Origin of the sequence: Paracidovorax avenae ATCC 19860, assembly GCF_000176855.2 — a bacterium.
GTDB classification, from domain to species: Bacteria; Pseudomonadota; Gammaproteobacteria; order Burkholderiales; family Burkholderiaceae_C; genus Paracidovorax; species Paracidovorax avenae.
Map to the genome: position 1 here is coordinate 4,347,330 of NC_015138.1, position 22,043 is coordinate 4,369,372.

Genomic DNA, 22,043 nt, shown 5'->3' on the forward strand with positions numbered 1-22,043 from the left:
ACCCCACCGCACCATGGCCACTTCCCGCACCAAGACACCTTCCGGCGACGCCGCGAGCGCCGGTGCCCCGCTGCAGCGCCCACCCGCAGAAATCCTCCATGCCGCAGAACTGGAGCGCCTGCGCGCCCAGGACACCGACCCGCGCCCGCCGGGCTGGTCGATGGGCCTGCGCGCCGCGCGCAGCTTCATCCTCGGCGATGCGGCACTGGGCATCGCGCCCAAGATCGTGGCGCCCGTGGCGGGCATCGAGCGCATGCTGGTGACGCTGGCCACCGGCCGCGGGCTGATGCTGGTGGGCGAGCCCGGGACGGCCAAGTCGCTGCTGTCCGAGCTGCTCGCGACGGCGATCTCGGGCGTCTCCACGCTGACCATCCAGGGAGGCGCTTCCATCACGGAAGACCAGATCAAGTACGGGTGGAACTATGCGCTGCTGATCAACGAAGGGCCCAGCCCGCGCGCCCTGGTGCCCGCGCCGCTCTACCAGGGCATGCAGCAGGGGCGCATCGTGCGCTTCGAGGAGATCACGCGCGCGCCGCTGGAAGTGCAGGACTGCCTGCTGGGCATGCTCTCCGACCGGGTGATGGCGGTGCCCGAGCTCGCGGGCGAGCATGCCATGCTCTATGCGCGCGAGGGTTTCAACATCATCGCCACGGCCAACACGCGCGACCGCGGCGTGAACGAAATGAGCGCGGCGCTCAAGCGCCGGTTCGACTTCGAGACCGTGTTCCCCATCCTCGACTTCGACCGCGAAATGTCGCTGGTGCAGGATGCCAGCGCGCGGCTGCTCTCGCAGAGCGGCATTCCGCATGCCGTGCCGCAACCGGTGGTGGAATTGCTGGTCTCCACGTTCCGCGACCTGCGCGGCGCTCCGGCGGATGGCCGCGGTGCGACCGCGGATGCAGCCATGGACCGCCTCTCGGCCGTGATGTCCACTGCGGAGGCCGTGAACGTGGCCCATGCCGTGGGCGTGCGCGCGTGGTTCCTGGAGCAGCGCGAGGGCTCGCCCGCCGACCTGGTGGACTGCATTGCCGGGACGGTGGTCAAGGACAACGCCGACGACCGCGCCAAGCTGCGCCGCTACTTCGAGCAGAAGGCGGCCAAGCGCTCCGGCGCGCACTGGCGCGCGTATTACGAAGCGCGCCACCGGCTGCCGTGAAGGACGCCGCGGTGCCGGGCGCCGATCCCGTCATCCTCGGTGTGCGCCACCACAGCCCTGCCTGCGCGCGGCTGGTGGCGGAGCGCATCCGCGCGCTGCGGCCGGCCTTCGTGCTGATCGAGGGGCCGGCGGACTTCAACGGCCGGCTCGATGAGCTCGCCCTGCCGCACCGGCTGCCGGTGGCGATCTACAGCTACCTGTCGCACGGCGACACCCACCGCGGATCGTGGACGCCGTTCGCCGAGCATTCGCCCGAATGGCAGGCGCTGCAGGCCGGGCGCGAAACCGGGGCGCAGGTGTGCTTCATCGACCTGCCCGCCTGGCATCCGGCCTTCGCGCACCTGGAGAACCGCTACGCCGATGCGGCCGATGCGCAACACCAGGCCCGCGCGGAAGCCTATGAACGCACTCTCGCGGACAAGCTCGCGGTGCAGGGCCGGGATGCGCTGTGGGACCATCTCTTCGAGGACGAGGGGCCGGGGGATGACGCGGGGAGCGGTGGAGACGACAGCCTTGCCTTGCGCCTGTCCACCTATTTCAGCCACCTGCGCGGAGATGGGGAGGCCGGCTCGGAGGGCAACCAGGCGCGTGAACGCATGATGGCGCGCTGGATCGCGTGGGCCATGGCGCGCGGCGCGGGCCCGGTGCTGGTGGTCTGCGGCGGCTACCACGCCCCGGCACTCGCGCGGCTCTGGCGTGGCCTGCCGGAATGCGAGCCGGTGGTGCCGCGGCCCGGCGAAGACGGCGCCGCGCAAGAGGCCGTATCCGCTCCGGCCACTCCGGCCACTCCGGCCACTCCGGAGGATGCGCCGCGCTTCGGCTCCTACCTCGTGCCCTACACCTTCCGCAGGCTCGATGCCTTCGCCGGCTATGCCTCCGGCATGCCCTCGCCGCAGTACTACCAATGGCTGTGGGAGCACGGCCCCGAGGGCGCCGCGCGCGAGGCGCTGCGGCACGTGGTGCAGCGCCTGCGCGGCCGCAAGCTGCCAGCCTCCACGGCCGACCTGATGGCCGTGCATGCGCGGGCGAATGGCCTGGCGCGGCTGCGCGGGCACCGGCAGCCCCTGCGCTCGGACTGGCTGGACGCGCTCGCCGGTGCGCTGGTGAAGGATGCCCTGGATGCACCGCTGCCCTGGACCTACCGCGGCCCGCTGCGCGCGGGGACCGACCCGGTGCTGGTGGAAGCCATGGACGTGCTCGCCGGGGACGCCGTGGGGCGCCTCGCGCCCGGCACGCCCCAGCCGCCGCTGGTGGCGGCGGTGCAGGCGGAGCTGGCCGCGCACGGGCTGGAGCTGCGCGGCACGGTCACGCTCGACCTGCTGCAGGACCGGGACCGCGCCCGCAGCCGCGTGCTGCACCGGCTGGCCCTGCTGCAGTTGCCCGGCGTGGTGCGCACGCGCGGCCCGGCGCAAGCGATGTCGGGCGAGCGCGAGGAGGCCTGGCGCCTCGGCGAGCCGCTGGAGCAGCAGGCCGCCCTCATCGAGGCGGGCGCCTGGGGCGCCACGCTGGAGGATGCCGCGCGCGCCCGGCTCGAGGACGACCTGCGGCGCGCGCGCGGCCGCATCGTGCCGCTGGCCGAAGGACTGAACCGCGCCGCCTGGGCAGGCCTGCCGTCCGTGAGCGACGGGTTGCTGCGAGAGCTCGGCGAAGCCATCGGCCAGGAGCCGCGCTTCGAGGCACTGGCGCCGGCCCTGGGGCTGCTGCACACGCTGCTGCGGCACGGCCGGTGGCTGGGCATGGCGGGCGCGCCCGCGCTGCGTGTGGCGGTGGAGTCGGGCTTCGACCGCGCGCTCTGGCTGCTGGAAGCCCCCGCCGCGGTGGCACCCGCCGACGTCGAGGACCACCTGCGGGGCCACCGCGCCCTGCACCGCATCGTGGCGGACCACCTCGCCGACCTGCACGAGGGCGCGGCAGCACCGCTGGCCCTGGAGCCCGCGCGGGCCATCGCCGTCTGGCAGCGCAAGGCCGCCGATCCGCAGGCGGCCCCCGTCGGCCGCGGCGCGGCGCTCGGCGCGGTCCTGGCGCTGTCGGGGCGCCCCGGCACGGGCGATGCCGCGCCCCCCGAGGCTGTGGAGGAGGCCCTGGCGCTGCTGGGCGCCATGACGGCATCCACCCTGGGCGACGCGCTGGCCGGCCTGCTCGCCCTGGCGCGCGAAACGCTGGCCACCCAGCCGGCCTTCGCGGCGGGCATGGACCGGCGGATCCGGGCGCTGGACGATGCGGAGTTCATCCTCGCCCTGCCGGCATTGCGCGCGGCGTTCGCCTGGCTGCCGCCGCGCGAGCGCGGCGACCTGGCCGGCCAGGTGCTCGCGCTGCACGGCGCGCAGCACCTGCCGCGGCGTACCCTCACCGCGGCGCAGGCCGGCGGCTTCTCGCCGGAAGACATCGCCACCGCGCGCGCTGGCGAGGCGGCAGCCGCTGCCCGGCTGGCCGCCTGGGGCCTGCCCATCGATACCGGGATGGAAGCACCGGCATGACCCTCTCCATTCCCGATCCCCTGCAGCGCTGGCGCCTGCTGCTGGGCGAACCGGCCGAGCCGGCCTGCGGCGCACTCGGCGAAGCCGCGCAGGCGGCCGATGCGGCCCTCGAATGGCTCTATGGCCGCGATGGCGATCGCGCCGAACGCGGCGAGCGCAGCGCAGGCCTGGGCCCATCGGCACTGAGCACCCCGGACTGGATCAACGCCATCCACACGCTCTTCCCCAAGGAAGTGATCGAACGCCTGGAGCGCGACGCGGTGGAGCGCTACGGCATCGACGAGGTGGTGACCAACCTCGAAGTGCTGGAACGCATCGAGCCCTCCGAATCGCTGCTGCGCGCGGTGCTGCACACCAAGCACCTGATGAACCCCGAGGTGCTGGCCGCCGCGCGCCGGCTGGTCGCCGAGGTCGTGCGGCGCATCATGGAGAAGCTCGCGACCGAGGTGCGGCAGGCCTTCGGCGGCAGCCGCGACCGGCGCCGGCTCTCGCGCCTGAAGGTGGCGCGCAACTTCGACTTCCAGCGCACCCTGGCGGCCAACCTGCGCCGCTGGGACCCGGCGCGCGGCAAGCTCTACCTGGAGCGGCCCGTGTTCGCGAGCCGCACGCGCCGGCATGCCGAGCCCTGGGACATCGTGCTGCTGATCGACCAGAGCGGCTCCATGGTGGATTCCGTCATCCACAGCGCCGTGATGGCCGCGTGCCTCTGGCAGTTGCCGGGCATGCGCACGCGGCTGGTCGCGTTCGACACGCAGGTGGTGGACCTGACGGCCGACGTGTCCGACCCGGTGGAGCTGCTCATGAAGGTGCAGTTGGGCGGCGGCACCGACATCGCCAAGGCCGTGGGCTATGCCCAGTCGCTGGTGGCCAATCCTTCGCGCACCATCGTCGTTCTGGTGAGCGATTTCTACGAGGGCGGCGGCCCGGGCGAGCTGGTGCGCCGCGTGAAGGCGCTGACCGGCGCGGGCGCCAGGGTGCTGGGCCTGGCCGCGCTCGATGCGCAGGCCGAACCCGCCTATGACCGGGAGATGGCCGCGCGGCTCGTGCGCGAGGGCGCGCAGGTGGGCGCCATGACGCCGGGGCAGCTCGCGGCCTGGCTGGCCGAGAAGGTGCAGGCATGAGCGCCGCCGGGCACCGGGCCGACCTGCTCGAACTCACGGCCGAGGCGCTCACCGCCCTGGCCAACGCGGGCTTCGTGAAGCGCGCGCAGAAGGACGTGGCCGCGGGCCTGCTGCCCCGCCTGGCGACGGAAGCCGACGGCACGGTGGTGGCGGAGTTCGCCGATGGCGCGCGCACGCGCCTGCCGCCGGGCCGCACGCTGCGCGATGCGGCATGCACCTGCGCGGCCAGCGGCATGTGCCGGCACCGCGTGATGCTGGTGCTGGCCTACCAGCAGGACCATGCACGCAACGCCGCGCCTGGGGCCGGCGACGGCAGTGACAGTGGCGGCGATGCTGAAGCCGCCGTGGCCGCTCCTGCGCCCGCGGCCGAGGGGCCCTGGAGCCCCGCCCATTTCGATGATGCGGCGGTGGCGGCCAGCATCGCGCCCTCCGTGCTGGAGCAGGCCGCGCGCCTGGCGGCGTCGCGGCCGGTGGTGGCGGTACAGCCCTGGCAGAGCCCCTCGGTTCCGCCCGCGGCGCGGCTGCCGATGTGCACGGTGCGCTTTTTCTCGCGCAGTTCGCTGGTGCATGCACGCTGCGACTGCCAGCAGGGCAGCGGCTGCGCCCACGTGGTGGTGGCCCTCTGGGCCTTCCGGGCCGCGGGCGAACTGGCTCCTGGTGGCGACGAGGCCATGGTGGAGGTCGCGCCGCGCGGCGATGCGCCGCCAGCGGCGCCCGAAAGCGGTGGTCCAGCCCCGGTGGCCGCGGCGCCGCCCCCCGGGCGCCTGCGCGCTCCGCAAGCCCTGCAGTTGCGCGAGGCGCTGGACGAACTGCTGCTGGCGCTGTGGCTCGAAGGCACGTCGCAGCCTCCCATGGCCCTGGCCGCGCGCTTCGGTGCCGTGCGCGCCCAGGCGCAGGCGCTGGGCTGGCGCTGGGTGGACGACGGCCTGGCCGAGCTGTCGCTGCTGCTGCAGTCCCAGCAGGCGCGCAGCAGCCGCGACGACCCGGCGCGGACACTGCAGGTGGCTGCAGAACTGTGGGCGCGGCCGCGCGCCGCGGCGCATGCGGAGGACGCCTCCGGGCAGCCGCCGGGCACGACGCGACCGCCGCTGCATGCGAGCCAGGTCCTGGGCATCGGGGTGAAAGGCGAGGTGGCGCTGGACCACCTCAAGCTCGTATCGCTGGGCGCGGCGCTGTGGGCCGACGACGCGGCCGAAGGCGCCAGCGTGCTCTTCGCCGACCCGGACACGCAGACCGTGACGGTGCTGGAGCGCCAGTGGCCGCGCGGCGAAGGCGGCCCCGGGCAGGCGCTGTCCGGCCGGCGGGTGGCGGGTTTTCCGCTGCGGCAGGTCGCAGCGGGGCAGGTCATCACCAAGACCGCGACGCGGCGCGCCAACGGCGCCATCGACATCGGCTCCGGCGCGCGCCAGACGGGCGTGATGCCCCTGTCGCCCACGGCCTGGGACGACCTGGGTGCCCCGCTGCGCCAGGGCAGCGTGGAGTCGCTGGTGGAGCGCCTGCGCAACGCGCCTCCGGAATTCGTGCAGCCGCGCCAGGCGGCCACGGGCGCGGCCGGGGGCACATCGGGCCCGCTGCACGTGGTGGCCTTTCCGGGCATGCACGCCGACGAGTGCACCTGGGACGCCGCCGCGCAGGTGCTGCACGCACGGATCGTGCGCCGCGATGGCGATGGCGATGGCGCTGCAGATGCGGCCTCCGCCGCCTTGCATCTCGCCTTGCCGCACCGTGCGGCGGCGCCGGGCGCGGTGGATGCGCTGGCGCGTACGCTGTCGGGCGAATGGGGCAGCCTGCGCGCCGTCGCGGGGCCGGCGGCCCTGCACCAGGGCCGCGCCGTGATGCAGCCGCTGGCCCTGCTCACGGACCAGCGTGCGGTGGTGCCGCAGATCGAGGCCCCCGCCGCACAGGCGCTCGCGCTGCGCACGGCCAGCGAAACACCCCAGGGTGTTCAGGCCCTCCTCGGCGCCACGTCGCAATGGCTGGCACAGTGGCTGCGCCAGGGCCTGCGCCACCAGCCGGGCGGGCTGGAGACGCGGGCACGGGACCAGGCGCGCCAACTCCGGCACGCCGGCCTGGACCGCACGGCAGCGCTGCTGGAAGGCGTTCCCGCGCAGTTGCGGTCCCCGGAGCGCGGAGCGCTGCTGCGGACGCTGTCCACCCTCGCATTGCTGGTACAGGCACAGGAACGATGACCGACACAGCCCCTGCAACCCTCGTCCGCGCGCTGGAAGAGCGCGCCTTCAACGCCTGGCCCGCGCACCAGACGGTATTCCACGCAGGCTGGGTGTTCCGGCTGTCGGGCGGCTATACCAAGCGCGCCAACTCGGCCAATGCACTGGTGCCGGGTGCGCCGTTCGATGGCGTGCGCGAGGCGGCGGCAGCACTGTACGCGCGGCATGGACTGCCCGCCGTGTTCCGCATCACGCCCCTGGCGCCGGCCGAAGCCGACCTGGCACTGGCGGACGCGGGCTACCAGCACTTCGACCCCTCGCTGGTGCTGCAACGGCCCCTGCCGCCGGGCTCGATGCCCCGGCCCGATGGCAGCACCCTGGTCAGCACCTCGCCATCGCCCGCGTGGCTGGAAGGCTTCGCGGCGGCCAATGGCGTGGCCCTGCACCACCGCAACCTGCACCGCAGCATCCTCGAGGCCATCGCCCACCCGGTGGGCTACGCACTGCAGCGGGACGCCCACGGCCATGCCGTGGGCTTCGGCCTGGCGGTGCTGGAACGCCACGCGGTAGGCCTGTACGACCTGGCCGTGGCGCCCGGACACCGGGGCAGCGGGCGCGGCCGCGCCCTGGTGCAGGCCCTGCTGCACTGGGGCAGCGAGGCCGGGGCGGCCAGCGCCTACCTGCAGGTGCGTGCGCAGAACACGCCTGCGCTGCGGCTGTATGAATCGATGGGGTTCAGGACGGCCTATGGGTACCACTATCGGGTTCCGGGCTGAGGATGGCCGCCATGGGCCTTGCTCCCCTGCAGGGCCCGGTCAGCCTGCCCGCCTGCGCCGCAGCAGGAATTCCGCTGGGCGGCATGGCACACTCTCGCGCGTTGGCAGGCAGATCCGGTGCCCGCATGCCATCCCCCACGAGGAGCCCCGACGATGAACACGCCCTCCAAGTATTCGGCCACGCTGCGCCTGCTGCACTGGTCCATGTTCGCGCTCGTCGCGCTGGCCTATGCCAGCATCAACCTGCGCAAGGCCTTCGAGCGCGGCAGCGACAGCCGCCTGCTGATGGTGGAATCGCATTTCCTGCTCGGCATGCTGGTACTGCTGCTCGTGCTGCCGCGGCTGCTCGCGCGCTGGCGCTCGCCGCAGCCGCCGATCGATCCGCCACTGCCGGCGCCCCTGCGCATCGGCGCGCACCTGGGGCATGGCCTGCTCTATGCCTTCCTCATCGTGCAGCCCCTGCTGGGCATGGCCTGCCGCCTGGTGAGCGGCCGCGGCATCGGCCTGCCGTTCACGGAGGCATCCATCCCCTGGCCCGCCGCGTGGGTGGACAAGCAGTTCGCCGGCACGCTCGAATCCGCCCACGAATGGCTGGGAACGGCCTTCTACTGGGTGATCGGCCTGCACATCGCCGCGGCGCTCTGGCACGCCCTGGTGCGCCGGGACAATGCGCTGCGGCGGATGTGGTGATGCGGACCCGGATCCGATGGGCCGGCCTGCCTGTTCAGCAGGAAGTTCCGCGGCGGCACCACTTTCCGCTTTCGCGCTGTCAGAATTTCCTGAAGACGGGCTCTGAGCATTCGGAGATCGCCACCTTGCACTCTCCTTTTCCCAGCTCAGCGCACCTGGCCTTGCCCAGGCGCACCGCCTCCTCAGCCGTAGCAGCCGTGGTGAACGCGGCGCCCATGGCCTGCACCGGATGTACCAGCGCGACACACTGATTCTGGTAGACGAACTCCACCTTGCAATCCCGGGTCCCGGCGCTCCTGCAGTTCTCCAAAGCCTTTTTCCGGGCAGCCTCTTCGGACAGTTGGCGGGAACTCACTCCGCCGTTGCCGCTGGGAGAGGTAGCGATGGCGCCCCACGTTTTGATCCATTCGCCGGTCGGCCGGGGAGGCGCTGCGGCTTCTCCATCGGAGCTTGGGCCGCACAGCGCGCTGCCGGGGGCGACGCCCGAGGGGCAGGCCGTCTGGGCTGCGGCTCCGCAGCAGGCCAGTAGCGAAGCAGTCAGGAAGCTGAGCGGTTTGATGTAGTTCATGGCAGGAAACGGGGTTGGTTTTCACTCACGCCGGCGATGGCCGGCTGCGGCATGGGCGCCACCTCGGCACGCTCCACTCGGGGTCCGGAAGAAGGCTGGCTACTCGTCCTCACCACCTTCCAGCATCTTGCGCAGCAGGAAATCCAGCGCCAGCCGTTCCGCAGGGTTGAGCCGGCCGTAGGTGCTCTGGGTGATCCTGCGTGCGAACGGCTGCATGGTGCGCACGAGGTCTCGGCCCTCGTCCGTGAGTTCGATCACCACCTTGCGCCGGTCCACGCGGTCGTGGTCCACGCTGATCAGGCCGCGCTGCTTCAGTCGATCCACCACGCCGCGGATGGTGGCCTGGTCGATGACGGTGGCCTTCACCACCTCGGCCAGGGAACTGCTGCCCTGGTCGTGCAGGGAGCACAGCACCACGAACTGGGCGGCCGTCAGCTGGGAGTCCGGGATGTACTGCTGGAACAGCGCCGTGTGCCGCTGGTACACGCGGCGCAGCAGATGCCCCACCTGTTCGGAGAACACATACCCCTCATCCTCGGTCGCGGTCTTGTCTGGCATGCTGGGATTGTAGGGAGCGCGCATGGCAAGGCTGGTGGACGGCGCCCCCCGGCAACTGCGCTCGCGGCCGCTGCCGGGGGCCCGTTTCAATCGAGCGCGCGGTTGCGCGATTCCACATCCACCGCCCAGATCGACAGCGCGCCGCCCACCAGCATGGCGGACAGCACGGCCAAGGCCAGCGTGAAATGCGTGGCCATGATCGGCGCGATGATGGCCGGGGCGAACAGGCCGCCGAAGCGCGCGACGGCACCCGCCATGCCCATGCCGCTGGCGCGCAGGTCGGTGGGATAGACCTCGGGGGTGAAGGCGTAGAGCGCCCCCCAGGTGCCCAGCAGCGAGAAGCTCATGAGCAGGGTGGAGCCGATCACCACGAACGGCGACGAACCCAGGCTGTAAAACATGCAGCCCACCGCGCTGAGCAGCAGGAAGCCGATCAGCGTGGGCTTGCGGCCCCAGCGCTCCACGCCGTAGGCCGAGAGCGCGAACCCGGGCAGCTGCACCAGGGCCAGCACTACCAGGAAGACCTGGCCGCGCATGAAGGCGAAGCCCTCGCTGCCGAGCTTCACCGGCAGGTAGACGAAGACGCCGTAGTAGGCGATGGAGATCAGCGCCCAGGCCAGGAACAGCGCCAGGCTGCGGCGGCGCAGTTCCACCGAGAACAGCGCGAACAGCGACTTGCGCTCCTGCTTCTCGGGCTGCAGCGGCGGGATCGGCGTGGTGTTGCCGTTGACCTTGGCCACGCGCTCGAGCACCTGGCGCGCCTGGTCGGACTTGCCGTTGCGGTTCAGGTACATGGGCGACTCGGGGATGTAGAACCGCAGCACCACGCCCACCAGCGCCGGAATGCCGGTCACGAAGAAGATCACGCGCCAGGCATCGTTGCCCCAGGACACGGCCACCAGGGCCAGGATGGCCAGGAAGATGGTGCCCACGGCCCAGAACGATTCCAGCAGCACCAGCCAGCGCCCGCGGCGGTCGCTGGGCAGGAACTCGGCCATCATGGTGTAGTCCACGGGCAGCGTGCCGCCCACGCCGATGCCGGTGATGAAGCGCAGCACCAGCAGCCAGGCGAACTCGGGCGCGAAGGCCGAGGCCACGCCGGCGCAGGCATCGATCACCACCGCCATCATCAGCACCGGGCGGCGCCCGATGCGGTCGGCCAGGCGGCCGAAGACGAAGGCGCCGATCAGCATGCCGATGAAGAAGAAGGTGCCGGTCTGCAGTGCCTCGGGCACCGTCTTGCCGAAGGTCTTGGCGATGGACGGTGCGCTGAAGCCGATGGACAGCACCTGCATGGCGTCGGCCAGCCACACCAGGCCGAAGATCACGAAGAGCCGGTACTGGAACCGGCCGACACCCGCTGTCTGGATGCCTTTTTCCACCGAAACGAATGAAGATGACATGGGAACTCCTGTGGTCGTCACCGCTAGCTGTTGATATGCCCCTTCCGCCAGGCCGCGCCGCCGTGCCGGCACGCGCCCTGCCAGAAAACCCCTGGTGCGATCGGCCCTTCCTGCGCCACCCGGAGGGGCCGATCGCGAAAAACCTTCCTCCCGCTTTTCCTCTTCTTGTCCGCGGCTCCGCATGCCGCGGCCCGCGCTTGCCGGGTCATGTGGTCATGGCGCACCCGCATGCGCCGCGGCACGCAGCCGGCGGACCGTGTCCGTGTCCTGCGGCCACGCTTTCTCCCCGGGTGCGAAGCGGGCGCGCAGGTAGCCGAGCAGGTCGGCGATCTGCCGGTCGTCCAGGCTGTCTCCGAAGCCGGGCATGTAGCCCAGGGCGTCGTTGGCTGGTTGCTGTATGCCGTGGAGGATGACCTGGACCAGGTTGTCCGGCGTGGCGGCATGCAGGTTGGTGTTGAGGCCCAGCTGCGGCTTCGCGCCGAACAGGGTCGGGCCGCTGCCGGCCTCGTGGCAGACGGCGCAGGCGTTCTGGTAGATGCGCTCGCCGCTGGCGTGGCGGTCCAGGGTGCGTACGGGCGCCGCCACCTCTGTGGCCGGGGTGGAGGCCGGCACGGTGACCGGTGCAGGATGCGCGGCCGGGGCGGCCTGCGGCGCGCGTCCGGGCAGTTCCAGCAGGTAGGTGGCGATGGCGCGCACGTCGGTATCGGGCAGTTCGGCCAGTCCGTGGATCACGGGGGCCATGGGGCCGGCGGCCACGCCGTGGCGCGCGGAGAAGCCCGTGCGCAGGTACTGGTAGAGCGATTCGCGGCTCCAGGGCCGGGGGCCGTCGGCCAGGCGGTTGAGCGCGGGCGCGCTCCAGCCCTCGGCCTCGCCGCCGCCCAGGTAGTGGATGCCGCCCTTCTCCGCGCCCAGCGCGTTGCGCGGGGAATGGCAGGCCGCGCAGTGGCCCGCGCCTTCCACGAGGTAGGCGCCCCGGTTCCATTCGGCGCTGCGGGTCGGATCGGCACGGAAGGGCGTGGCGTCGTGGAACAGCAGGTTCCACCCGGCCATGGCAGGGCGCAGGCTGTAGGGAAAGGCCAATTGCGTCTCGGGCGCCCGGGCCTGCACGGCGGGCCGGGACATCAGGTAGCCGTAGAGCGCCTGCAGGTCGCCGTCGCTGAGCCTGGCGAAAGCCGTGTAAGGGAAAGCCGGATAGAGCTGGCGGCCGTCCTGGTGGATGCCCTGGCGCATCGCGCGCTCGAAGGCCGCATACGACCAGCGGCCGATGCCGGTCTCCGTGTCGGGCGTGATGTTGGTCGAATAGATGGTGCCGAACGGCGTCTCCAGGCCCAGGCCGCCCGCGTTCGGGGCGCCGCCGGGCGCGGTGTGGCAGACGACGCAGTCGCCGGCCGCCGCGACCAGGCGGCCGCGCTCGATGGCCTGCGGCGAGTACAGCGACGCATCGGGCCCGTCGGTGAGCGGCAGCGCCGGCTTTAGTGGCCACGCCATGGCGGCCAGGCCCGCGATGCCCGCGGCACCGGCCGCGAGCCAGCCCAGGCCGCGGCGCAGCGTGCTGCGCTCCGGCTGTCCGCCCGCACCCGCTTCGCCGGACAGCGCGAGGCGCAGCGGCTCGGTCTGGAACGGCACTTCGCGCAGGCGCACGCCCGTGGCATGGCGGATGGCGTTGGCGATCGCGGCGGCGGCGGGCAAGGTGGCCACGCCGTCCAGGTCCAGTTGGCCATGCCGGACGAGGGCCTTTTCGCCCGGCCCTCCCGCCTGGAGTTCACCGCCCGCGGCCGGAGCCTCTTCGGTGGAGGCCGGGCTGTTCCATGTGTCGAAGGCGGCCGGTGCGCCCAGCAGCCGGCGTGCGCTGGCCAGCCACCGCGCATCGTGCTCCACGGTATGCGCGTGCACGCTGGCGCCCTGCGCTGCCTGCAGGTGCTGGCTGTCGTGGCCCGCGGCGACGCGGGTCACTTCGATCTCGCCGGTCTGCGGATGCACGGCCACTTCGGCCACCCAGGCGCTCCAGACCACGCGGTCCCGGCCTTCGGTATCCAGGCTCTGCATGCAGGCGGCCGCGAAGCCCCGGCCGTGGAGGCGGCCATCCGCCTCCTGCCCGTCCCCGGGCCACGGCGCGCTCTGCGCCACGCGCGTGGCCAGGTCGCGCGCCGGGCCTTCGGGCAGGTGCCGCAGGCGCCAGTCCAGCGGATCCTGCCCCTGCTCCAGCGCCTGTTCGTGCCACAGGCTTTCGCTGGCGAACACCTGCGCGGCATTGAGATCGTCCACCCCGGCCTGCGACAGGTGGCGTGCATGCCGCCCGCCCTGCACGGTGCCGGCGTGCTGCACGCCGGGCAGGGCCGCAGCGCGAGCCGCATCGGACTGGCCCAGCAGGCGGGCGCAGCTGGGCCGCACGGCCCAGGGCAGCGGTGAGGAAAAGACAAAGGGGGCTGGCGCTTGCCCTGCGCCTTGGGCCTGCCGCAACGCGGTGCCTGCGCCGGCGCCGGTGACCATGGAGGGCCGGACTTCGGGTTGCAGTGCCAGCGCGCACGGCTCGCAGCCCACCCCGCACGTCACGCTGACGGGCCGGGCCACGGCCCGGGACAGCAGCGCCGCATCGGCCGCCGCGTCCATCAATGCCAGCGCGGGCGGCGCAGCGCCGTCCAGCACGAACAGTCGCACGGCCTGCACGGGCAGTTGCAGCAGCGCTGCGATCTCGCTGGCGACCAGGGCCTGGACATCCGGCGCGCAACGGGGCAGCCACAGGCTGGCATGGTCGCCCATGCACCAGGCGATGGCGCGCGCGCCGGCAGGCACGTCGGTGCGGGGCGGGTTCCAGACGAACGCATCGCCCACCGGGGCACCGGGCAGCGGCTCATGCGCACCGCCACCGGCATCCATCCCGCGCCAGACCGGCGCCAGGGCCACGGCCGCCTGCTGCGCATGGACCGGTGCCATGGCGACCACGCCCAGGAAGTTTCCGCTGCGCACCGCCGCGACGACGCCGGCCATGGCACGCGCATCGTCCAGCCGGGCATCGGCCAGTACATCGCCCTGGTAGCGCAGCCCGTCCCAGCCCATGCGGTCGGGCCGCACGGCCAGCCCGTGCAGGAGATCCGCGGGCACGCCCGGCACATCCGTGACAGGGGGCGCGATGGAACGGACGGGCAGGCTCATGGACGCACTCCCGCATCGTCCGCCAGTCCATCCACGCCCGTGCCGCCCGCACGCAGTTGCGCGGCGCGCAGCGCGGCCTGCAGGATCTCGACATGCGTGCCGCAGCGGCAGAGGTTGTGGTGCAGCTCGCTGCGCACCTCCTGCTCCGAGGGATGGGGATTGCGGCGCAGCAGGGCCTCGACGGTCATGACCATGCCGTTGAGGCAATAGCCGCACTGGGCCGCCTGGCAGTCGATGAAGGCCTGCTGCGTGGGCCCCGGGCATGCGCGCGAGCCGAGCCCTTCGAGCGTGGTCACCTCGCGGCCCACGGCGGCCTGCACGGGGATCACGCAGGAGCGCGCGGCCACACCGTCGATCAGCACCGTGCAGGCACCGCACTCGCCCAGGCCGCAGCCGTACTTCGGGCCATTGAGCTCCAGGTCGTTGCGCAGCACGTGCAGCAGCGCCGTGCCGGGCGCGGCGGGCACGTCGCAGGCGCGGCCGTTGACCCTCAGCCGGAGGCCGGGGGCCGTGCTGCTGGATTGGAGGGGATGTCCCATGGAAAGCGTTTCGGCGGCGGCAGGGGAGTATCAGGCCGCGGCGGCGACCTTCGGTTCCACCAGGGGGATACTGAACACGTCGTAGCCGAAGCACCAGGACGGGTCCTCGTTCGTGCGCAGCCAGGTGTTGTCGTGCGAGATGCGCTGCACCTTGCTCGCCCGCCCGGCGCGGTTGGCCTCGTACAGCGCGAAGGCGAGTTCGTGGTTGTGCGCGCCGACCTCCTTCAGGCAGCGCGCCAGCATGGCGCCGTCCTCGATCGCCATCGCCGCGCCCTGTGCCATGTGCGGCTTCATCGGGTGGCAGGCATCGCCCAGCAGCACCAGGCGGCCGCGGCTCCAGAGCGGCAGCGGGTCGCGCTCCAGCAGCGACCACTTCGTCACCTCCACCGTCGCGTCGATCAGCGCCTGCACCGTGGGATGCCAGCCCGAGAAGGCCTCGCGCATCTCGTCCTTGCTGCTCGGCAGCCAGCGGTCGTTCAGGTCCCACTGCTCGACGGGCACGCCGGTCACGTAGTAGAGCTCGTCCTGCTTGCCGGTGACGAAGTAGGTCATCATGTGGCGATCGTCGCTCCACCACTTCACGCAGGCGTCGAAGGGCAGCATGCCCGCCTTGACCTCGGGCGTGGGGAACACGGCGCGGTGGGCGAGGTAGCCCGCGTACTTCGGCAGCTCGGGGCCGAGCAGCTCCTCGCGGATGCGGGAGTTCACGCCGTCAGCGCCGATCACGATGTCGGCCTCTTCCGTCGTGCCGTCGGCGAAGTGCATCACGACGACATCGCCGCGGTCCTCGACTTTCGTCAGGAACTTGCCGTAGGCCATCACGCTGTCCGACAGCGCATCGATCAGCAGCGCGTGGAAATCGCCGCGGTGCACGGTCAGGTAGCTGGCGCCGTATTCCTTGACGGCATAGTCGCCCAGCGGGATCTGCGCCAGCACGTCGCCGGTCTGCCAATGGCGGCTGTACCAGTAGTCGGGGTGCGAGCCCTGGGCGTTGAGCGCGTCCTCGATGCCTATGCGGCGCAGGATCTTCATGACGTTGGGCCCGACATGGATGCCGGCCCCCAGGCGCGAGAAGCTGGGCGCCTGCTCATACACGCGGACATCGAAGCCCTCCTGCAGCAGCAGCTTGGCGGCGGCGGCGCCGCCCAGGCCGGCGCCGACGACGGCGATACGGGGGGATTGGGACACGGTTCTCTCCTTGCGGGAATGGGGATGGGACGGGGCGGGCGGCCGTTGCTGCGGCAGGCTCTTGCAGGGTGAAAAGCACTATCCATGCCATGCAGGAAAACCAGCCAAATCAGGTGTATGCACTCTATTGCTTGAGTCACATCAAGTGCACCACGGCGTGCAAGGATAAGCCTGCCATTGCATTTTTTGGTGCAATTCATGCACAACATAGGTGCAAACCCCGATGAAATTGCCGTTTGCCAGAAGGCACGGGTTTTGCAAAAATGAAGCGTACACACCCATCTGATCTTTATCAAACGCGCATTGCGCGACAAGGCACGCCATGACCCAGACATACCGCATCGGCCAGATCGTCCCCAGCTCCAACACCACGATGGAGACCGAGGTGCCCGCCATGCTGCAGGCCCATTCCACGCTGCGTCCGCAGGACCGCTTCACTTTCCACTCCAGCCGCATGCGCATGAAGAAAGTGCAGAAGGAAGAGCTGGCCGCCATGGATGCCGAGAGCGACCGCTGCGCGCTGGAGCTGAGCGATGCGCGCGTGGACGTGCTGGGCTATGCCTGCCTCGTGGCCATCATGGCGATGGGCAAGGGCTACCACCGCGTGTCCCAGCAGCGCCTGACGGAACGCACGGCCAGCAACGGTGCCACGGCCCCGGTCATCACCAGCGCGGGCGCACTGGTCGACGCGCTGAAAGTGATGGGCGCGAAGAGGATCGCCCTGGTGGCGCCCTACATGATTCCGCTCACCCAGCTGGTGATGGACTACATCGCCGCCGAGGGCTTCGAGATCGTCGATTGGCGCGCGCTGGAGATTCCCGACAACCTCGAGGTGGGCCGCCACGATCCCGCCAGGCTGCCCGGCATCGTCGCCGGCATGGATTACGCCGATGCCGACGTGATCGTGCTGTCGGCCTGCGTGCAGATGCCCTCGCTGCCCGCGGTCGCGCAGGTGGAAGCGGCCACGGGCAAGCCCGTGCTCACGGCCTCCATCGCCACGACCTATGCCATCCTGAAGGAACTGGGCCTGGACCCGGTGGTGCCGGGTGCGGGTGCGCTGCTGTCGGGCGCCTATCCGTACGACACGGCCGCCAAGGCCTGAGGAGCATTCCATGAGCGACCACGCCAGCACCTTCCGCTACGGCGGCCACGTCCATGCCAATGGCATCCGCCAGCATTACCTGCGCTATGGCGGCGCCGAGGGCGAGCGCACAGGGCGCGATGCCGTCATCCTGATCCCCGGCATCACCAGCCCCGCGGTGACCTGGGGCTTCGTCGCCGAGCACTTGGGCCGCCAGTTCGACACCTACGTGCTGGACGTGCGCGGGCGCGGCCTCTCCTCTTCCGGCCCGGGCCTGGACTATGGCCTCGACGCGCAGGCCGCCGACGTGGTTGCGCTGGCGCAGGCACTGGGCCTGCAGCGCTGGGCCCTGGTCGGCCACTCCATGGGCGGGCGCATCGCGGTGCGCGCGGCCCGCAACCAGCCGGCCGGGCTCACGCGCCTGGTCATCGTTGATCCGCCCGTCTCCGGCCCCGGCCGCCGCGCCTACCCGGCCGCCCTGCCCTGGTACGTGGACTCCATCCGCCAGGCCACGCAGGGCATGGATGCCGAAGCCATGCGCGCGTTCTGCCCCACCTGGACGGAGGAGCAGCGCCAGTTGCGCGCGCAGTGGCTGCACACCTGCCACGAGCCTGCCATCGTGCAGAGCTTCGAGGACTTCGGCCGCGACGACATCCATGCCGACCTGCCACGCATCGCGCAGCCGCTGCTGCTTGTCACCGCCGAGCGCGGCGACGTGGTGCGCGACGCGGACGTGGCCGAGTGGCAGGGCCTCGCGCCCCAGACGCGGCACGTGCGCGTGCCCGGCGCCGGGCACATGATCCCGTGGGACAACGAGGCCGGTTTCTACGAAGCGCTCGGCGACTTCCTCGGCGCCAAGGTGGGATGAGACGACACCCCCCTGAGCGGCTGCGCCGCTTCCCCCCGCTCTCGCCATGCTGCGCATGTCGGGCAGGGGGACGACGCCAGCGGCCGGGCGAAGCCCGTTCCGCGGCGTCTGCTGGCATGGCCTGCTCCGCGGCCATCGGACGGGTGACTCCGCGCCGGCTTCATGAGCTGCCGGTGGCGCGAAACGCCATGGATAACTGAAATGCACTTTTTCTACTACCGCACGCCAAGGAGCCCCGCATGTCCGTCAGCGACAACGATCTGATCCACGCCTGGAAGCAGGTGCTCACGCTGTCCCGGCTCGAGCCCGGCCAGACCGTCACCGTGCTCACGGGTGCCGACACGCATCCGCAGACGCTGCGCTGCGCGATCGCGGCCTCCAGCGACCTGGGCGCGCGCGTCAACCGGCTGGACCTGCCGCCCGTCAACGCCGAGAAATCGCTCAGCCGCGATTCGCTGGCCTACCTGGGCACGACGCCTTTGACCGGCAACCCCGCCGCCATCGCCGCGCTCAAGGCCAGCGATCTCGTGCTCGATCTCATGACCCTGCTGTTCTCGCCCGAGCAGCACGAGATCCTGCAGACCGGCACCAAGATCCTGCTGGCCGTGGAGCCGCCCGAGGTGCTGTGCCGCCTGGTGCCCACCGAGGCCGACCGCGCGCGCGTGCAGGCCGCGTCGAAGCGCATCGAGACGGCCAGGCAGATGCACATCACCTCCGCTGCCGGCACCGACCTGCGCTGCGCCCTGGGCGAGTTCCCCGCCATCTGCGAATACGGCTTCGTGGACGAGCCCGGCCGGTGGGACCACTGGCCCAGCGGCTTCGTGCTGACCTGGCCCGACGAAGGTGGAAGCCACGGCCGCGTGGTGCTGGACCGCGGCGACATCCTGCTGCCGATGAAGGACTACGTGACCGAGCCGATCGAACTCACGATCGAGAAGGGCTACGTCACGCGCATCAGCGGCGGCCTGCAGGCCGAGATCCTCCAGGAGTACATGGCCTCGTACGAGGACCCGGAGGCCTATGCCGTCTCCCACGTCGGCTGGGGCCTGCAGCCCCGCGCCCACTGGTCGATGCTGGCGCACTACAACAAGGAAACCCACATCGGCATGGACGCGCGGGCCTTCGAGGGCAACTTCCTCTGGTCCATGGGCCCCAACAACGAAGCCGGCGGCAGCCGCACCACCGCCTGCCACATCGACATCCCCATGCGCCACTGCACCGTGGCGCTGGACGGCACACCCGTGGTGATCGACGGCGTGGTGCAGGACGAACCAGGACTGGCGCGCGCCGCCAGAAAATCCCCGCAAGGCAAGGACACCGCATGACGAACGCCACCACCACCGGCGCCCAGGACATTCCCACCGCGGGCGTGCAGGGCGACATCTCCGCCTACGCCCGCCAGGGCTTCGGCACGCCGCTGCCGCTCAAGGCGCCCTTCGGCCTGCTGATCATCGACTTCGTGAACGGCTTCGCCGACCCGGCCGTGTTCGGTGGCGGCAATATTCCAGAGGCGATCGCGCGCACGCGCGGCCTGCTCGCCCATGCGCGCGAACGGGGCTGGCCGGTGGCGCACAGCCGCATCGTGTTCTCGGACGACGACGCGGACAGCAATATCTTCTGCCTGAAGGTACCCGGCATGCTGACGCTGAAGGAGGACAGCCCGGCCAGCGCCATCGTGCCCGAGCTGGCCCCCGCCCCGGGCGAATACGTGGTGCGCAAGAGCACGCCCTCAGCCTTCTTCGGCACCATGCTCGCGCCCTGGCTGGCCCAGCGCGGCGTGCAGACGCTGCTGGTGGCCGGCTGCGTGACCAGCGGCTGCGTGCGCGCCAGCGTGGTCGATGCCATGCAGTCGGGCTTCCGCCCGCTGGTGGTGGCCGACTGCTGCGGCGACCGCGCCCTGGGCCCGCACGAGGCCAACCTGTTCGACATGGCGCAGAAGTACGCGGCCGTGATGCCCCTCGACCAGGCCCTGGCCGATACCGGCACGCTCGCGCGTTGAGATAACGCCGTTCCATGAACCTGCTCCAGCCCCACGACCTGCACGCCCCGCTGCTGGACCGCCCCGACACCCTGCTCGTCGTGCGCCAGCCCGTGGCGCCTCCGAAGCCCGCGCCGGGGCAGCCCGGATCGGGCACCGACTACGTGCAGGCCACGCCCGAGATTTTCGTGGCGGTGCTGGCCGACCCCGGTGCGGAAGCGGGCTGGCGCGCGCTGGCCTTCAACGGCCACGTGGACCTGGGCACCGGCATCCGCACCGCCCTGGCGCAAATCGTGGCGGAAGAACTGGAAGTGCCCCTGGACCGGCTGGAGATGGTGCTGGGCCACACGGCCGCATCGCCCAACCAGGGGCCGACCATCGCCAGCGCGAGCATCCAGATTTCCGCGGTGCCGCTGCGCCGCGCGGCGGCCCAGGCGCGCGAGCAGCTGTTGGTGCTCGCCGCCGCGCAATGGGGCGTGGATGCCGGACAACTGCAGGCACGCGACGGTCTCGTGCGCTTCGCGGAGGGCGCCGATGCGCGCACGCTCCATTACGGACAACTACTGCAGGGGCAGCGCCTGCGCCTGCCGCTGGCGCCGCCCGAACAGCCGGTGAAGCTCAAGCCCGCGAGCGAATACCGGCTGGTGGGCCGCGGCGCTGCGCGCGTGGACATTCCCGCCAAGGCCACCGGCGAGCTGAGCTTCGTGCACGACGTGCGCGTGCCCGGCATGCGCCATGGCCGCGTCGTGCGCCCGCCGCACCCCGGCCGCGACGGCGGCGATTTCATCGGCCACTGCCTCGTCGCGGTGGACCATGCCTCCGTCGCCCATCTGCCCGGCAACGTGCAGGTGGTCGCCGAGGGCGACTTCGTCGGCGTGGTCGCCGACCGCGAGGAACAGGCCATCGCCGCCCTGCGCGCGCTGCGCGTGCAATGGCGGCCCGTGCCGCCCGCGCCCGACCTGCGCGACGTGGCCGGCGCGATCCGTGCGAACCCGGCGCAGCGCCGCGCGCTGGTGGACGAGGGCGACGTGGACGCCGCCTTCGCGGACCCGCGCACCGCCACGGTGCTGGAGCGCAGCTACGTCTGGCCCTACCAGATGCATGCCTCCATCGGCCCCTCCTGCGCGGTGGCCGACTTCCAGGGCGGCCAGCTCACCGTGTGGTCCGGCACGCAGAACCCGCACATGCTGCGCACCGACCTGGATCGGCTGCTGCGGCTGGGCGAAGACCGCATCGACATCGTGCGCCTGGAGGCCGCGGGCTGCTACGGCCGCAACTGCGCCGACGACGTCTGCGCCGACGCAGCCCTGCTCTCCATGGCCGTGGGCGCGCCGGTGCGCGTGCAGCTCACGCGCGAGCAGGAGCACCAGTGGGAGCCCAAGGGCACGGGCCAGCTGATGGACGTGCGCGCCGCCATTGGCCAGAGGGGCGAGTTGCTGGCCTGCGACTTCGCCGTGCGCTACCCCTCCAACGACGCGCCCCTGCTGGCCCTGCTGCTCACCGGCCGTGTGCCGGGCGAGCCACGCACGCTGGAGATGGGCGACCGCACCGCCGTGCCGCCCTACCGCTATGCGAGCCGCCGCATCGCCTGCAACGACATGGCGCCGCTGGTGCGTTCTTCCTGGCTGCGCGGCGTGTCGGCACTGCCCAATTCCTTCGCCCACGATTGCATGATCGACGAGCTGGCCCAGGCGGCCGGCGCCGATCCCGTGGACTACCGCATCCGGCACCTGGACGACCCGCGCGCCATCGAGTTGATCGACGCCACGGCACGCCATGCCGGCTGGCAGCGCGGCCAGCCGGGCAGCCGGGGCCGGCCGGGTGCCCATGGTCTGCTGCGCGGGCGCGGCGTGGCCTATGCGCGCTACGTGCACAGCCGCTTTCCCGGCTTCGGCGCGGCCTGGGCCGCCTGGGTCGTCGATATCGAGGTCGATCCGGCAAGCGGGCGCATCGCCGTGCGGCGCGTGGTCGTCGGCCAGGACACGGGCATGATGGTCAACCCCGACGGCGTGCGCCACCAGATCCACGGCAACGTCATCCAGACCCTGAGCCGCAGCCTGCTGGAGCGCGTCGCCTTCGATGAACGGGGCGTGGCCAGCCGCGAATGGGGCGGCTATCCCATCATCGGTTTCCGCGACGTTCCGCCCATCGAAGTGGTGCTGATGCCGCGCCAGGACGAGCCGCCCATGGGTGCCGGCGAATCCGCCTCGGTGCCGGGCCCGGCCGCGCTGGCCAATGCCCTGTTCGACGCCACGGGGCAGCGCTTCTACCAGGCGCCGTTCACCCCGGACGTGGTGCGGGCCGCGCTCGCCGGCTGAC

At 71.8% G+C, this 22,043-nt stretch carries 17 protein-coding genes; 11 read left to right on the forward strand and 6 right to left on the reverse strand.

Annotation, left to right across the window (positions count from 1 at the left end):
- The first annotated feature begins 13 nt into the window (after positions 1-13).
- The 6 genes from ACAV_RS18895 to ACAV_RS18920 all read left to right on the forward strand — a co-directional run bounded on the left by ACAV_RS18895 (position 14) and on the right by ACAV_RS18920 (position 8,388).
- A complete protein-coding gene (locus ACAV_RS18895) occupies positions 14-1,156 on the forward strand; it encodes an ATP-binding protein (RefSeq protein WP_013596182.1) in 1,143 nt (380 codons plus the stop codon).
- The gene (locus ACAV_RS18900) at positions 1,153-3,633 is read left to right on the forward strand and encodes a DUF5682 family protein (protein ID WP_157768793.1); all 2,481 of its coding nucleotides are present in this window, start codon (positions 1,153-1,155) and stop codon (positions 3,631-3,633) included. The genes ACAV_RS18895 and ACAV_RS18900 overlap by 4 nt, the downstream gene beginning before the upstream one ends.
- A complete protein-coding gene (locus ACAV_RS18905; RefSeq protein ID WP_013596184.1) occupies positions 3,630-4,754 on the forward strand; it encodes a VWA domain-containing protein in 1,125 nt (374 codons plus the stop codon). Before ACAV_RS18900 ends, ACAV_RS18905 begins: the two co-directional genes overlap by 4 nt.
- The gene (locus ACAV_RS18910) at positions 4,751-6,943 is read left to right on the forward strand and encodes a YehQ family protein (protein WP_013596185.1); all 2,193 of its coding nucleotides are present in this window, start codon (positions 4,751-4,753) and stop codon (positions 6,941-6,943) included. The genes ACAV_RS18905 and ACAV_RS18910 overlap by 4 nt, the downstream gene beginning before the upstream one ends.
- A complete protein-coding gene (locus ACAV_RS18915; protein ID WP_013596186.1) occupies positions 6,940-7,698 on the forward strand; it encodes a GNAT family N-acetyltransferase in 759 nt (252 codons plus the stop codon). Before ACAV_RS18910 ends, ACAV_RS18915 begins: the two co-directional genes overlap by 4 nt.
- A 153-nt stretch (positions 7,699-7,851) precedes the next feature.
- On the forward strand, positions 7,852-8,388 hold the full coding sequence (locus tag ACAV_RS18920; protein WP_013596187.1) for a cytochrome b: 537 nt from the start codon (positions 7,852-7,854) through the stop codon (positions 8,386-8,388).
- 79 nt (positions 8,389-8,467) lie between these two features.
- Here the strand turns inward: ACAV_RS18920 and ACAV_RS24230 are convergent, their stop codons facing one another.
- From ACAV_RS24230 to ACAV_RS18950, 6 genes are all read right to left on the reverse strand, one after another.
- Positions 8,468-8,956, reverse strand: a complete 489-nt coding sequence (locus tag ACAV_RS24230; RefSeq protein ID WP_013596188.1) for a DUF4189 domain-containing protein — start codon at positions 8,954-8,956, stop codon at positions 8,468-8,470.
- 99 nt (positions 8,957-9,055) lie between these two features.
- Positions 9,056-9,514: a MarR family winged helix-turn-helix transcriptional regulator gene (locus ACAV_RS18930; RefSeq protein ID WP_041829348.1), complete on the reverse strand. Its 459-nt coding sequence runs from the start codon at positions 9,512-9,514 to the stop codon at positions 9,056-9,058.
- Between the two features lie 86 nt (positions 9,515-9,600).
- Positions 9,601-10,917 (reverse strand): MFS transporter, encoded by a 1,317-nt coding sequence (locus tag ACAV_RS18935; RefSeq protein WP_013596190.1) that lies wholly within the window; start codon positions 10,915-10,917, stop codon positions 9,601-9,603.
- Positions 10,918-11,130: 213 nt separating this feature from the next.
- Positions 11,131-14,070 (reverse strand): c-type cytochrome, encoded by a 2,940-nt coding sequence (locus tag ACAV_RS18940; protein ID WP_013596191.1) that lies wholly within the window; start codon positions 14,068-14,070, stop codon positions 11,131-11,133.
- On the reverse strand, positions 14,067-14,609 hold the full coding sequence (locus ACAV_RS18945) for a (2Fe-2S)-binding protein (RefSeq protein WP_013596192.1): 543 nt from the start codon (positions 14,607-14,609) through the stop codon (positions 14,067-14,069). The genes ACAV_RS18940 and ACAV_RS18945 overlap by 4 nt, the downstream gene beginning before the upstream one ends.
- 30 nt (positions 14,610-14,639) lie before the next feature.
- On the reverse strand, positions 14,640-15,797 hold the full coding sequence (locus tag ACAV_RS18950; RefSeq protein ID WP_013596193.1) for an FAD-dependent monooxygenase: 1,158 nt from the start codon (positions 15,795-15,797) through the stop codon (positions 14,640-14,642).
- 322 nt (positions 15,798-16,119) lie between these two features.
- Between ACAV_RS18950 and ACAV_RS18955 the strand changes: the two genes are divergently transcribed.
- From ACAV_RS18955 to ACAV_RS18975, 5 genes are all read left to right on the forward strand, one after another.
- The gene (locus ACAV_RS18955; protein ID WP_013596194.1) at positions 16,120-16,899 is read left to right on the forward strand and encodes a maleate cis-trans isomerase family protein; all 780 of its coding nucleotides are present in this window, start codon (positions 16,120-16,122) and stop codon (positions 16,897-16,899) included.
- A 10-nt stretch (positions 16,900-16,909) separates the two neighbouring features.
- Complete coding sequence (locus ACAV_RS18960) at positions 16,910-17,746, forward strand: alpha/beta fold hydrolase (protein ID WP_013596195.1); 837 nt, start codon at positions 16,910-16,912, stop codon at positions 17,744-17,746.
- Between the two features lie 239 nt (positions 17,747-17,985).
- On the forward strand, positions 17,986-19,071 hold the full coding sequence (locus ACAV_RS18965) for a 2,5-dihydroxypyridine 5,6-dioxygenase NicX family protein (RefSeq protein WP_013596196.1): 1,086 nt from the start codon (positions 17,986-17,988) through the stop codon (positions 19,069-19,071).
- The gene (locus ACAV_RS18970; RefSeq protein WP_013596197.1) at positions 19,068-19,745 is read left to right on the forward strand and encodes an N-carbamoylsarcosine amidohydrolase; all 678 of its coding nucleotides are present in this window, start codon (positions 19,068-19,070) and stop codon (positions 19,743-19,745) included. Before ACAV_RS18965 ends, ACAV_RS18970 begins: the two co-directional genes overlap by 4 nt.
- A 14-nt stretch (positions 19,746-19,759) precedes the next feature.
- On the forward strand, positions 19,760-22,042 hold the full coding sequence (locus tag ACAV_RS18975) for a xanthine dehydrogenase family protein molybdopterin-binding subunit (RefSeq protein ID WP_013596198.1): 2,283 nt from the start codon (positions 19,760-19,762) through the stop codon (positions 22,040-22,042).
- Position 22,043: the final 1 nt, after the last annotated feature.